The following is a 13,008-nucleotide window of genomic DNA, read 5'->3' as shown; positions in this document are numbered from 1 at the left end:
TCAGCCTCCCTTCGCCAGCGTGGTCGAGGCGTCGTGGATCGCCGCCCGGATCTGGTTGTAGGTGCCGCAGCGGCAGACGTTGCCGCTCATCGCGCCGTCGATGTCGGCGTCGGTGGGCTTCTTCTTGCCGGCCAGCAGCGCACAGGCGCTCATGATCTGGCCGCTCTGGCAGTAGCCGCACTGCGGCACGTCGATCTTGAGCCAGGCGTGCTGCACCGCGCGGCCGGTGGGCGTGGCGCCCACGCCCTCGATCGTGGTGATCTTCTTGCCCGCGGCCGCCTCCAGCGGCGTCTGGCACGAGCGCACCGGCTGCCCGTCCAGGTGCACGGTACAGGCGCCGCACAGCGCCACGCCGCAGCCGAACTTGGTGCCGGTCAGTTGCAGGTCTTCGCGCAGCGCCCACAGCAGGGGCATCTGCGGATCGGCATCGAGCGTCACCGCCTTGCCGTTCACGGTCATCGAAATGGACATGGGGGGTTCCTCCTGGGGACGCCTGGGCGGATCCGTCGCGCCCGGCCCTTCTGAAAGGGGGTCGGGTCTTGCGTCGGGGGTGCGCAAGCGTATCGCTTTCGAACTTCCAGCGTGCGGGGTCAGGGCTTGAGGGGGGCGACGCCCGTCGAAGTCCTGAATTCTTCGGGGGAACCCGGCAGGGTTAACTCGCATGAAAGGGCGGTCAGCGCACCTGAATGGTGCCGCTTTCAACTCAGAGGGTTTTCCCTTCCTGGAACCGCTGTCATGCCCTGTTTCCACGCGCCCTTCGCCCGCTTTTGCGGCATCAGGGCGTTGATCGCCCGCCAATGCGAAGAGTGAATGCTGCGATGTGAATGATTGTTGCGGTTTTGCAATGGATGACGACGGACATGGGGGAGGGGGCTCCCCAGAATCCGCCCCCTCGCGCCCCTCGGGAGATCCCCGGACGCGACCCCGGTGCCCACCCGGCTGCCGGTCTCCTCGGCCGATGCCACCCATCCGGCCCTTCATCAATTCGCAAGTGGAAGTATGAGAAAAAACACCCAGCTCTCCCTGTCCCTGAGCGCCGCCGCGGCGCTGCTGTGCTGCGTCCAGATCGCGCAGGCCCAGGCACAGGACACGACCCAGCTTCAGCGCGTCGAGGTGACCGGCTCCAACATCAAGCGCCTGGCCTCCGAGACGGCCTCGCCGGTGCAGGTCTACAACCGTGACGAGATCCGCCGCACCGGCGCCAACACCGTGCGCCAGGTGCTGGACACGCTGACCTCGACCTCGAGCAGCGAGATCAGGGACGACGGCAACACCTCCAGCTTCGCGTCGGGCGCCTCGGGCGTGTCGATGCGCGGCCTGGGCAAGGGCGCCACGCTGGTGCTGCTGAACGGCCGCCGCGTCGCCAACTTCGGCCTGGCCGACGGCGCCAAGGACACCTTCGTCAACGTCGACTCGATCCCGGCCGACGTGGTCGAGCGCATCGAGGTGCTCAAGGACGGCGCATCCGCCATCTACGGCTCCGACGCGATGGCCGGCGTGATCAACATCATCACGCGCCGCTCGTACAACGGCGTCGGCGCTTCGGCCAGCTACACGTTCAACGAGCACCCGAGCGTCGGCGCGCAGCGCCAGGCCAGCGTCGTGGCCGGCTTCGGCGACCTGGACAAGGACCGCTTCAACGTCTTCGCCAACATCGAGGCGTACCGGCGCGAGGGCTACACCGTGGCCGACGTGAAGGACGACTATCCGGCCTGGCACAAGGGCTTCTACAACCCGGCCTTCGGCGACCCGAGCCTGAGCTCCTACCCGGGCAACCTGCGCGTGGGCACGACCCGCGTGCCGGTGGCGGGCTGCACGACGCTGAATTCGGCGGGCCAGTGCGTGACCGACATCAACGGGCTGAACCCGGTCTCCGACCCGGCCCGGCGCGTGAACCTGTTCAGCGCGGGGCGCCTGAAGGTCACGGAGGACATCCAGGCCTTCGCCGAGGTGTCCTACTCGAAGACGACCACCGAGTACCTGACCGTGCCGATGACCATCGGCGCCGGCGCCACCTCGCGCTGGTACGACGGCTACAACAAGGTCGCGCAGTCGGTGCCGCATCCGGTGCTGTCGGCCACGAACCCGGCCAACCCCACCGGCCAGGCCCGCGGCATCGACTACCGGTTCATGGACGACCCCAGCCTGTTCAACTATGACGGCACCGGCAAGCAGTACCGCGCGCTGACCGGCCTGCAGGGCACGTTCCGCGACATGGACTGGGAAGTCTCGATCGGCCGCAACGCCGCCGAGGCCGAGAAGCTGGCCCGCTGGGGTTCGCGCGACCTGTTCGCGGCCGTCGCGTCGGGCGAGTACAAGATCGGCGGCGGCAACAGCCGCGAACTGCTGGAGCGCCTGTTCCCGGTCAACGGCTCCAAGGGCAAGAACCACCAGACCTGGGTGGACGCCAAGCTGAGCGGCGAGCTGTTCCAGCTGCCGGGCGGTCCGCTGGCCTTCGCGCTGGGCGCCGAGCACCGTCAGGAAGGCGTGTCGATCAAGTCGACCGACAACGTCCTGAAGGCGCAGATCGTCGGTCGCGGGTCGGTGCTCATCGACGGCGAGCGCAACCTCGACGCCGCCTTCCTGGAGCTGAACGCCCCCGTGCTGAAGAAGCTGGAGCTGAACGGCGCGCTGCGCTTCGACAAGGCCTCGGGCTTCGACGGCCGCGTGTCGCCGAAGCTGGGCGTCCGGTTTGAGGTGCTGCCGCAGTTGCTGCTGCGCGGCACGGTCGCCGGCGGTTTCCGCGCGCCCAACATCCCCGAGACGCTGGGCCAGGTCGGCGTGACCGGCTTCTTCAACAACACGGTGGATCCGGCGCGCTGCGCGACCGCCACGGCCATCAGCGACATCCTCAAGAAGGGCAACGCCGCCGACCAGTCCGATGCCGCGCTGGCCCTGGCCAGCGGCTGCCGCGCCTCGGTGCCGGCGATGATCTCGGCCAACCCGGACCTGAAGCCGGAGACGTCCAAGAGCGTGACCGTGGGCTTCGTGTTCGAGCCGACCAAGAACGCGTCGATCGCCGTCGACTACTTCAAGATCGAGCGCAAGAACGAGATCAACTCCCGTGATCCGTCCTACGTGCTGGACCGCGAAGGCAAGCCCGGCTACGAGAACATGATCAGCCGCGGCGCGCTGACCGCGCAGGAGCAGGCCTGGGCGACCCGCGCCAACCAGCTGTCCGGCGGCACGCTCGCCTGGCAGGCGGGCCAGATCACCTCGCTGCTGCTGCAGTACGAGAACTTCGGCAAGACCGAGACCTCGGGCGTGGACATCGATGTCAAGGGCCGCGTGGCGGCGGGCTCGTTCGGCACGCTGAACCTCGGCGTGGCGGCGACCTATGCGCTGACCTACAAGGCCTGGGACATCGACGCGAACACGTGGCGTCCCAACCAGGTCGGCCTGTACGAGAACCCGCGCCTGAAGGCCGTGTTCTCGGCCGCCTGGAACAAGGGCGACTGGACGACCGGCCTGCGCTTCAACTACACGTCCCGGACCGCGCTGAACCGCGACGAGACGGACGTGGCCAGCTGGGGCGAGGAGGGTTGCCAGAAGACCCTGAAGCCGGGCGCGCTGCCCTGCTACATCGACGAGGACATCCGCACCGACTTCAGCCTGGGTTACACCGGCATCAAGAACCTGCGCCTGTCGCTGAACATCAACAACCTGATGGGCGACGAGCGTCCGGTCAACCTCCGCGATGGCTACCGGATCCGTCCGCGCAGCTACAAGGTGGGCGCGTCCTACGACTTCTGATCGCCGCGCGCGATCTCCGGATACCGCCGTCGGGTTTCCCCCGACGCGGTGGTCCGCACCCAAGCCCGGCCTCGGCCGGGTTTTTTTCGTCCGTCGGTCGCGGCGAGGGTGCCTCAAGCATGTCGAACCGGACAAGAACCGCGGAGGACCCCCTGCCTTTTGACACCGTGGATGCCTGGGTCATGGGAATGACCCGGCATATCCGTGTGATTTGCGCCTGCATTTGAGGGGGTTTGTGGGGATAGGGTTCCCCCTGCTTTGACCCATGACTTTCGGGTTTCTTCTTATAGGTCTGTCGCTCTTTTGCTGCGCGATGTAGCAAATGTTTAAGTCGGTGAACCACTTGTTTGAGCTGCTGAAAAAATCCCGTCACGCATCGCACCGGGCACATCGACCGGGGTGCGCTCTGCAACCGTTCGGGAAACAGCGCCATTACCGGGTGCGACCCCACTTCAGAAGAGGACCGCAATGTCTCGTCAACTTACCCACAGGGCGCTGGTACTCACCAGCATCGCGATTGCCAGCACGCTGGCCTGCGGCATCGCCGCCGCGCAGGATTCGCAACAACTGGAGCGCGTGGAGGTCACCGGCTCCAACATCCGCCGGACATCCGCCGAAGGCACCTCGCCGATCGACCGGATCACGGCCGCGGAAATCCGCGCCAGCGGTGCGAAGACCGCGCTCGAACTGATGAAGATGGTGCCCGCGGTGGGCACCGATGGCTTCAACGACACCCCGACGCAGAACGGCTTCTCGCGCGGCGTCGCGACGGTGTCGCTGCGTGGCCTGAGCTCCACCTCGACGCTGATCCTGCTGAACGGTCGCCGCATCGTCCCGGCCGCCTACGCGAACCCGAACAACGGTACGTCGACGCTGTACGACCTGAACTCGATCCCCGCCTCGGCGATCGAGCGCGTTGAAATCTTCAAGGACGGCGCGTCCGCGGTGTACGGCTCCGACGCGGTCGGCGGCGTCATCAACTTCATCACGAAGCAGGACTTCCAGGGCGCCCAGATGGGCGCCACGGTCGGCGCCAACGACGACGGCGAGTTCTCGCGCCAGACGATCAACGGCAGCTTCGGCATCGGCGACTTCGCCAAGCAAGGCTTCAACGTGATGATCGGCGCGGACCTGACCCACCGCGGCCGCACGATGACCCGCGACGTCAAGGACATCCACGCCGACGACTATCGCGCCATCAACCTGCGTCTGAACCCGTTCGGCTCGAGCGTCTCCAACCAGGCTTTCTTCACGAAGGAATCGGCGCCCAACAGCCTGAACTTCCCGCAGAACACGGCGGCGTCGCGCGTGATCAACCAGACGAACTGCGATCCGTCGCGCCTGCTCACCGGCAGCGCCGTGCACGGCATCAGCACGTTGCCGCTGCTGGGCCGCACCTTCTGCAATTTCAACCTCGACGACTACAACGAGGCGCAGAACAAGGGCACCGACCTCAGCCTGATGAGCCGCGGCACCTTCCGCGTCACCAACGACATCACCGCCTTCGCCGAAGCGGGCTACTCGCGCGTCGAGCGCGATTACCTGGCCGCCTCGCGCACCATCAGCGGCCTGAGCCCGACCAGCAACTTCATCATCGGCGGCGGCACGGTCCCGACCTACCAGGCGATCCTGCCGATCGGCCACCCGGACAACCCGTTCAACAACGACGCCGTCCCGGGCCGCGCCGCGGTGCAGTACCGCTTCGAGAACGCCCCCGGCGGCACCAACCTGGTCAACCAGCAGTACCGCGCGCTGGCCGGCGTGAAGGGCTCGTTCGGCAACTGGGACTGGGAGACCGCCCTGCTGTGGAACAAGGCCAAGCGTGACGAGACCTCCAACGGTTTCCTGAACTTGGACGTGCTGCGCACCCTGTTGACCGGTCGCACGATCGCGCAGGTCGCGGCCGACCCCAACCTGTCGCCGTCGCTGACCAACAAGGCCGATTCCACGATCAAGCAGTGGGACGCGAAGGTCTCGACCGAATTCGGCTCGCTGCCGGGCGGCGCGATCGGCATGGCGACCGGCGTCGAGCTGCGTCGCGAATCGATCGGCATCGATCCGGATCCGCTGAACGCCGCGGGCAAGATCCTGGGCCTGGCCAACACGGCCGTCGACGGTGGTCGTAACGTCAAGTCGGCGTTCATCGAGTTCCGCACCCCCTGGTTCAAGTCCTTCGAAATGGACTTCGCCGGTCGCTACGACAAGTACGACAAGATGAAGGGCAACTTCGTGCCGAAGGTCGGCGCGAAGTGGACGGTCATCCCGACCCTGTCGTTCCGCGGCACGTACTCCGAGGGCTTCCGCGCTCCGGCGGTGTCGCAGGTCAGCGCGGGCGGCGCGCAGTTCTTCGTGAACGGCCTGATCGACCCGGTGCGTTGCGAAGAGGACGGCGTGACGCCGAAGCCCGGCGCGGCGGCCTCGGACTGCTCGAAGAGCGTGTCCGGCACCGGCGGCGCGAACCCGGCGCTGAAGCCCGAGAAGTCCAAGAGCCACTCGCTGGGCATCGTGTTCTCGCCGAGCAAGCACCTGGACATCCTGGTGGACTACTTCAACATCAAGAAGAATGGCGAAGTGGCGCTGGGTTCGGCTCAGGACGTGATCGACCACCCCGAGCGCTACGACCCGAGCGCGCTGATCCGCGACACCAATCCCGCGCTGCTGCTCAACGGTGTGGCCGGTACCGGCCCGCTGCTGGTCGTGGCGACGCCCTGGACCAACCAGGGTTCGACGGAGGTGTCGGGCGTCGACTTCGAGGTCAAGACCAACATGAACCTCAAGGAAGGTCTGCGCTGGACCAACCAGCTGCGTGGCACGTACATGACCAAGTACAGCCGCGTCGAGGTGCCGGGCTACGACGACAACAACCTGGTGGGCACCAACGGCGGCCTGTACGACTGGGCGACCTCGGCCGGCGACATCCCGCGCCTGAAGTTCCGCGCCACCTCGACGCTGGACATCGACAGCAAGCACTCGATCATGGGTGCGCTGAACTGGATCAGCGGCGTGTCCTTCCTGCGTCACATGGACAGTTCGTCGAACCCGGCGATCATCTACAACGGCACGACCTGCCATTGGGGTGGCCCGAGCTCGGATCCGCGCATCACCGGCCGGACCACGCTGGGCGTGGCGCCGACGCCGACCAACGGTCGCGACCTGTACATCAACCGCTACCCGAATTGCGCGGTCGCCAAGTGGATGACGTTCGACCTGGCCTACACCTACACGGGCTTCAAGGATCTGGCGCTGACGCTGAACATCCAGAACATCACCGACGAGAAGGCGCCGTACTACCCGACGACCAACAACAGCGCGACGGCCATTCCTGGCTGGAACGCCGGCATGCACAGCGGCACCGGCCGCTACTGGACGCTGAACGCCAGCTACAGCTTCAAGTGATCGACACCGGCTCCGGCCGGTTCGAACGCCAAGCAGAAAGGGACCGCGAGGTCCCTTTTTTTCGTCCGCGTCAGTCCCCGCAGCGCCGTGTCGGATCAACGTCGACGCTTCTTCTTGGGCGAGGGCACTCGCACGCGGGCCTGGTCCTTGGAATGTTCGAAGCGCGCGGCCAGCGCGTCGATGAACAGCCGCGTGCGGGCCGGCAGCAGACGCCGCGACGGGAACACGAGCTGCAGCGGACCGACCTCGCCGGCCCATTCGGGCAGGACCTCGACGAGGCGGCCGTCGTCGAGTTCGTCGACCACGTCCCAGACCGCGCGGCGCACCAGGCCCAGGCCGGCCAGCGCCCAGTCGTGCGCCTGCTCGCCGTTGTCGGTGACGAGCCGGCCCTGCACGGTGACCGTGCGCGGCGACGGTGACACCGCGGGATCGGCAGGCATGAACAGCCAGTCGGATTGCCGGGTGGCGATGCGCTCCTGCAGGATGCAGTCATGACCGGCGAGGTCCTCGAGCGAGCGCGGCGTGCCGCGGCGGCGCAGGTAGTCCGGCGTCGCGCAGAGCACGCGCCGGTTCGGGCCGAGGCGGCGCGCGACCAGCCGCGAGTCCGCCGGTCCGCCGATGCGCACGGCGCAGTCGAAGCCTTCCTCGATCAGGTCCACGAGCGCGTCGGACAGCGAGACCTGCACGGTGACGTCGGGATGCGCGCGCATGAACTCCGCAGCCAGCGGGCCGATGCAGCGACGGCCCAGCGCGACGGTCGAGGTGACGCGCAGCAGCCCGCGCGCCTGCTGTCGGCCCTGCGTGAGCTCGGCCTCGGCGTCGTCGATGTCGGCGAGGATGGTCTGGCAGCGCTCGAGGTAGATCGCGCCTTCGTCAGTCAGCGCGAGGCGTCGCGAGCTGCGCTGCAGCAGCCGCACGCCGAGCCGCGCCTCCAGCCGCGCCAGCCGCTTGCTGCCGACGGCGGGGGAGAAGCCCAGCTCGCGTCCGGCCGCGGACAGGCTGCCCGCCGCGACGGCGCGCACGAACAGGCGCATGTCATCGAGTTCATTCATCGGAAGACTCCAACGGATCGCCGCGTTCCCCCTCTATCGAGGGAGGTGGCGGGTGCCCTCTTCGGGGTGTCATCTGTTCCATCCGGGAACAGATACTTGTGCGGCGCGATGGATTCTCATCCGGATCGGTTGAGATCACAGTGTCCGCATTGAAATCACCGTTGGAGTCCTCCGATGACATCCGTTTCGACATGGCCGGTCCGCCCGGCGGGAGTTCCGGCGTGAGCGCCGTCATCACTCCTGGCGCGGCGAAGGACGGCGTGCCGCGCGCGTCGCGCGGTTTCCCGCTGCCGATCCTGGCGTTGGCGCTGGCGGCATTCGCCATCGGCACGACGGAGTTCGTGATCATGGGTTTGCTGCCGGCGATGGCGCAGGACCTGGCGGTGAGTCTGCCGCGCGCGGGGCTGCTGGTGACCGGTTATGCGCTGGGCGTGGCCTTGGGCGCGCCGCCGCTGGCGGCGCTCAGCGCCGGCTGGCCGCGCAAGCGGGCGCTGCTGGTGCTGATCGCGCTGTTCATCGCGGGCAACCTGCTGTCCGCGATCGGCGGCGGCTACTGGACGGTGATGGCTGGGCGCATCGTCGCGGCGCTGGCGCACGGCTCCTTCTTCGGGATCGGCGCGGTGCTGGCGAGCGAACTGGTCGCCCCCGATCGCAAGGCCGGCGCGATCGCGCTGATGTTCACCGGGCTGACGCTGGCCAACGTGCTGGGCGTGCCCCTGGGCAACCTGATCGGCCAGGAATGGGGTTGGCGCGCGAGCTTCGGTGCGGTGGCGGGGCTGGGCATCGTCGCGGCGATGGCGCTGGTGGCCCTGCTGCCGAAGGCGAAGGACGCCGATGCCGGCGCTCAGGCGGGCAACGACTGGTCGGTGCTGAAGCGCCCGCAGGTGCTGATCGCACTGGCGCTGACGGCGGTCGGCTTCGGCGGCATCTTCACGGCGTTCACCTTCATCGCGCCGATGCTGGCGGAGGTCACCGGCCTGACCCCGGGCTGGATCACCGGTGTGCTGTTCCTGTTCGGCCTGGGCCTGACGATCGGCAACACGCTGGGCGGCAGGCTGGCCGACTGGAAGCTGATGCCGTCGTTGATGGGCGTGCTGGTCGCGCTGGCGGTGGTGCAGGCGCTGCTGGCGGTGGTGCTCGACTGGCAATGGCCCACGATCGTGACCGTCTTCGTCTGGGGCATGGCCGCGTTCGCCACGGTGCCTGGATTGCAGATGCGGATGATGCAGCAGGCGCCCGATGCGCCGGCGCTGGTGTCGACGCTCAACATCGCGGCGTTCAACCTGGGCAATGCGGGCGGTGCGTGGCTGGGTGGGTGGATGCTGACGCACGGTGCATCGCTGCGCTCGCTGCCGATGGCGGGGGCAGGGCTTGCCGTGGTCGGGATCGGTCTGGCGGCGATCAGCGTGCTCATCGAACGGCGGGCTCGCTGACTTCAGCGATGGCCGCAATGAGGAAGGGCGACCGCATGCGGTCGCCCTTTCGCCGGGAATCAGCTTGCCAGTGCAGAGGCTGAGGGGTCCGGCCAGTTCTGTCGCGTGTGAACGAGGTCCAGTACTTCGATGGCCTCGGGCGTGACGCGATACGGTACGAAGTAGTTGGGGGTGAGGACGATCTCGCGGATCCCGGCCACGCGCGACGAGGCGCGATAAAGCATCGGGAACGACAGGGCCAATCGCAGCTTCTTGACCATCTGCCGACCGAACTCTTCTGCAGCCAGTTGATTGTGTCGGGCCATTTCCTCGAGGATCAGATCGATGCGGAGCAGCGCGCGGGCGCGACATTCAATCGTTTTGGGATTGAGCATGGCGGCTCCTCATGTCCTGAAGCTTGCGCTCCATCCAGTCGACGAAGTCATCGAAAGGAATGCTCGGTCGCGGGTCTTCGATCGACAGGCGGATCTGCTCCCGATACCAACAGTCCCAGGCTTCCTGATCAAAGTTGTCCTCGCTGATGCGAGGCGCGTACGCGCCGGGGGCAGTGGGTGGAGGGATCTGCATCGGCGCATGGCCGGTGCCTCGCAGCTCTTGAGCTGCGGGATCGATGTCGTGGTTCACGTTGTCGGTCTCCATGGAATGACTCGAAAGTCGGAGCCGTCATCGTTCCCGAACAGGGACCGTCGAACTATGACCTCAACTGCTGATCTTTTGACCTTCCCAGGTCTTGCGCGCTTCGACGCGTTGCGCTGAGGGTCAGGCCTTGCCGTCGACGGCGTCCATGCCGCCGCCGTCCAGCGCCTCGGCCACGCGGGCCTTCAGTCGACGCAGGGCCTTGAGCTCCTGGTCCGGCGCCTGCAGCGCCGGCCACAGCAGCGCGACCAGATCGCGAGCCGCCGCGTCCACCTGGATCTGCCGGCCGGCGATGATCACCTCCCACAGCATGTGTTCCATCGGCCCGAACACCAGCGAGCGCAGCAGCCGCAGCGGAATGTCCTGCCGCACCTCGCCCTGCGTCTGGCCGCGCGCCAGCAGGTCCATCAGCGGCGCCGTGTAGCGCCGCTGCAGGTCGACGAAGGCCGCGCCGAAGTCCTGGCCCTCGCCGCGCGCCACCGGCGCCTCGCGCTTGCGGCCTTCCGACAGCACTAGCTCGCACAGCCCCGTGCCCTGGATCAGGAACAGCCGCAGGTGGGTGTGGACCACGAACTCCAGCTGGTCCCGGATCGGCCGCTCGCGCGGCAGGCCCGATTCGATGGCCTCGATGATCTCGTCGTACCAGTCGCCGATCACCCGCATGCAGAGCTCGCGCTTGCCGCGGAAGTAGGTGAAGACCGTCGCCTCGGAGATCCCCAGCCGCTGCGCGATCTCGGTCGTCGTGGCGCGCTCATAGCCGCGCTCGGCGAACACCGCGCGGCTCGCGCGCAGGATGTCCTTCACCCGCTGCTCGGCCTTCGCGCCCACCGGCGAACGGCGCTGCGCGGGCAGGGCGGCCGCGGAGGGCGGATCGAGGCGGGCGTCAAGGCGGGTGTCCTCTCGGGACATCGGTGCGGGGCTCATGTGGAGCGCATTCTCCGGGTTTGTTGAGCCGGGCTCAAGTCGTTTCTCCGCAGGCTTGGAAACCCCCGCCATCTCGCTTATGCTTCGCGCCTTGCGTCGCTCCGGCGATCCCGGAACGGCGCCGTCAGCCAGCGCCCCCGCACCGAATTGAGCGCGGCTCATAAGACCGTCCCCGACGGTCACAAGACCGGAGACCCAGAACCATGCCCTTGCTGCCCACCAAGCTCAACGCCCGTTCGGCCGACTTCAAGGCCAACGCGGACGCGATGCGCGGCCTGATCGACGACCTCAACGCCCGTCTGGCGAAGATCGCCGAGGGCGGCGGCGAGGCCGCGCGCGCCAAGCACGTCGGGCGCGGCAAGCTGCTGCCGCGGGACCGCGTGGAGATGCTGCTCGACCCGGGCACGCCCTTCCTGGAACTGGCGCCGCTGGCGGGCCTGGACATGTATGACAACGCCGCCCCGGGCGGCGGCGTGATCGCGGGCATTGGCCGGGTGTCCGGCGTCGAGTGCGTGATCGTCTGCAACGACGCGACCGTCAAGGGCGGCACCTATTACCCGATCACCGTCAAGAAGCACCTGCGCGCGCAGGAGATCGCCGACCAGAACCGCCTGCCCTGCATCTACCTGGTGGACAGCGGCGGCGCCAACCTGCCCAACCAGGACGAGGTCTTCCCGGACCGCGACCACTTCGGACGCATCTTCTTCAACCAGGCGAACCTCTCCGCCAAGGGCATCCCGCAGATCGCCGTGGTGATGGGCTCCTGCACGGCGGGCGGCGCCTACGTGCCGGCGATGAGCGACGAGACCGTCATCGTCAAGAACCAGGGCACGATCTTCCTGGGCGGCCCGCCGCTGGTGAAGGCCGCGACCGGCGAGGTCGTCAGCGCCGAGGACCTGGGCGGCGGCGACGTGCACACGCGCCTGTCCGGCGTGGCGGACCACCTGGCCGAGAACGACACGCACGCGCTGGCGATCGCGCGCCAGTCGGTCGCGCGGTTGAACTGGCGCAAGCAGGGCGAATTGCTGACGCAGTCGCCCCAGGCGCCGGCCTACGATCCCGCCGAGCTGCACGGCGTGATCCCCACCGACACGCGCAAGCCCTTCGACGTGCGCGAGGTCATCGCCCGCATCGTCGACGGCAGCGCGTTCGATGAATTCAAGGCCCGCTATGGCAACACGCTGGTCTGCGGCTTCGCGCACATCGAGGGCATGCCGGTCGGCATCGTCGCCAACAACGGCATCCTGTTCGCGGAGAGCGCCAACAAGGGCGCGCACTTCATCGAGCTGTGCTGCCAGCGCAAGATCCCGCTGGTGTTCCTGCAGAACATCACCGGCTTCATGGTCGGCCGCAAGTACGAGAACGAAGGCATCGCCCGCGCCGGCGCCAAGATGGTGACGGCGGTGGCGTGCGCGCAGGTGCCCAAGTTCACCGTGATCATCGGCGGCAGCTTCGGCGCTGGGAACTACGGCATGTGCGGCCGCGCCTACTCGCCGCGCTTCCTGTGGATGTGGCCGAACGCCCGCATCTCGGTCATGGGCGGCGAGCAGGCCGCGTCGGTGCTGGCGACGGTCAAGCGCGACGGCATCGAGGGCAAGGGCGGCCAGTGGTCCGCGGACGAGGAAGAGGCCTTCAAGGCGCCGATCCGCCAGCAGTACGAAGACCAGGGCCATCCGTACTACGCCAGCGCCCGGCTCTGGGACGACGGCGTCATCGATCCGGCCGACACGCGCCGCGTGCTGGCGCTGGGCCTGTCGGCCGCGCTGAACGCGGAAATTCCCGAGACGAAGTTCGGCGTGTTCCGGATGTGAGGC

Annotated in this window: 9 protein-coding genes; 4 read left to right on the top strand and 5 right to left on the bottom strand. The window is 67.7% G+C overall.

The window, feature by feature from the left end:
• Entirely contained in the window at positions 1-471 is a 471-nt protein-coding gene (locus AC07PR_RS19040) for a (2Fe-2S)-binding protein (RefSeq protein WP_495136195.1), read from the bottom strand.
• A gap of 528 nt (positions 472-999) precedes the next feature.
• Here AC07PR_RS19040 and AC07PR_RS19035 point away from each other — a divergent pair.
• Both AC07PR_RS19035 and AC07PR_RS19030 read left to right on the top strand, forming a co-directional pair.
• Positions 1,000-3,753: a TonB-dependent receptor plug domain-containing protein gene (locus tag AC07PR_RS19035; RefSeq protein WP_377159928.1), complete on the top strand. Its 2,754-nt coding sequence runs from the start codon at positions 1,000-1,002 to the stop codon at positions 3,751-3,753.
• Positions 3,754-4,221: 468 nt separating this feature from the next.
• Positions 4,222-7,149: a TonB-dependent receptor plug domain-containing protein gene (locus AC07PR_RS19030; protein WP_495136194.1), complete on the top strand. Its 2,928-nt coding sequence runs from the start codon at positions 4,222-4,224 to the stop codon at positions 7,147-7,149.
• A 95-nt stretch (positions 7,150-7,244) separates the two neighbouring features.
• On the opposite strand, the gene AC07PR_RS19025 is transcribed toward AC07PR_RS19030, so the two are convergent.
• Positions 7,245-8,201, bottom strand: coding sequence for a LysR family transcriptional regulator (locus AC07PR_RS19025; RefSeq protein WP_495136193.1), 957 nt, complete (start codon positions 8,199-8,201; stop codon positions 7,245-7,247).
• 260 nt (positions 8,202-8,461) lie between these two features.
• On the opposite strand from AC07PR_RS19025, the gene AC07PR_RS19020 reads away from it, so the two are divergent.
• Complete coding sequence (locus AC07PR_RS19020) at positions 8,462-9,634, top strand: MFS transporter (protein WP_495136275.1); 1,173 nt, start codon at positions 8,462-8,464, stop codon at positions 9,632-9,634.
• Positions 9,635-9,693: 59 nt separating this feature from the next.
• On the opposite strand, the gene AC07PR_RS19015 is transcribed toward AC07PR_RS19020, so the two are convergent.
• The 3 genes from AC07PR_RS19015 to AC07PR_RS19005 all read right to left on the bottom strand — a co-directional run bounded on the left by AC07PR_RS19015 (position 9,694) and on the right by AC07PR_RS19005 (position 11,179).
• Positions 9,694-10,008: a type II toxin-antitoxin system RelE/ParE family toxin gene (locus AC07PR_RS19015; protein ID WP_377159940.1), complete on the bottom strand. Its 315-nt coding sequence runs from the start codon at positions 10,006-10,008 to the stop codon at positions 9,694-9,696.
• The gene (locus AC07PR_RS19010) at positions 9,986-10,273 is read right to left on the bottom strand and encodes a hypothetical protein (RefSeq protein ID WP_495136192.1); all 288 of its coding nucleotides are present in this window, start codon (positions 10,271-10,273) and stop codon (positions 9,986-9,988) included. Before AC07PR_RS19010 ends, AC07PR_RS19015 begins: the two co-directional genes overlap by 23 nt.
• 120 nt (positions 10,274-10,393) lie before the next feature.
• Positions 10,394-11,179, bottom strand: a complete 786-nt coding sequence (locus tag AC07PR_RS19005) for a TetR/AcrR family transcriptional regulator (RefSeq protein ID WP_377161716.1) — start codon at positions 11,177-11,179, stop codon at positions 10,394-10,396.
• Between the two features lie 218 nt (positions 11,180-11,397).
• On the opposite strand from AC07PR_RS19005, the gene AC07PR_RS19000 reads away from it, so the two are divergent.
• Positions 11,398-13,005 carry a carboxyl transferase domain-containing protein gene (locus AC07PR_RS19000; protein ID WP_377159944.1) on the top strand — a complete coding sequence of 536 codons (1,608 nt, stop codon included), beginning with the start codon at positions 11,398-11,400 and terminating at the stop codon, positions 13,003-13,005.
• Positions 13,006-13,008 lie beyond the last annotated feature (3 nt).

It is taken from the genome of Roseateles sp. GW821-FHT09H11 (assembly GCF_059415845.1).
The sequence above is the reverse complement of the archived record's forward strand: the minus strand, read 5'-3'. Positions and strand labels throughout refer to the sequence as shown.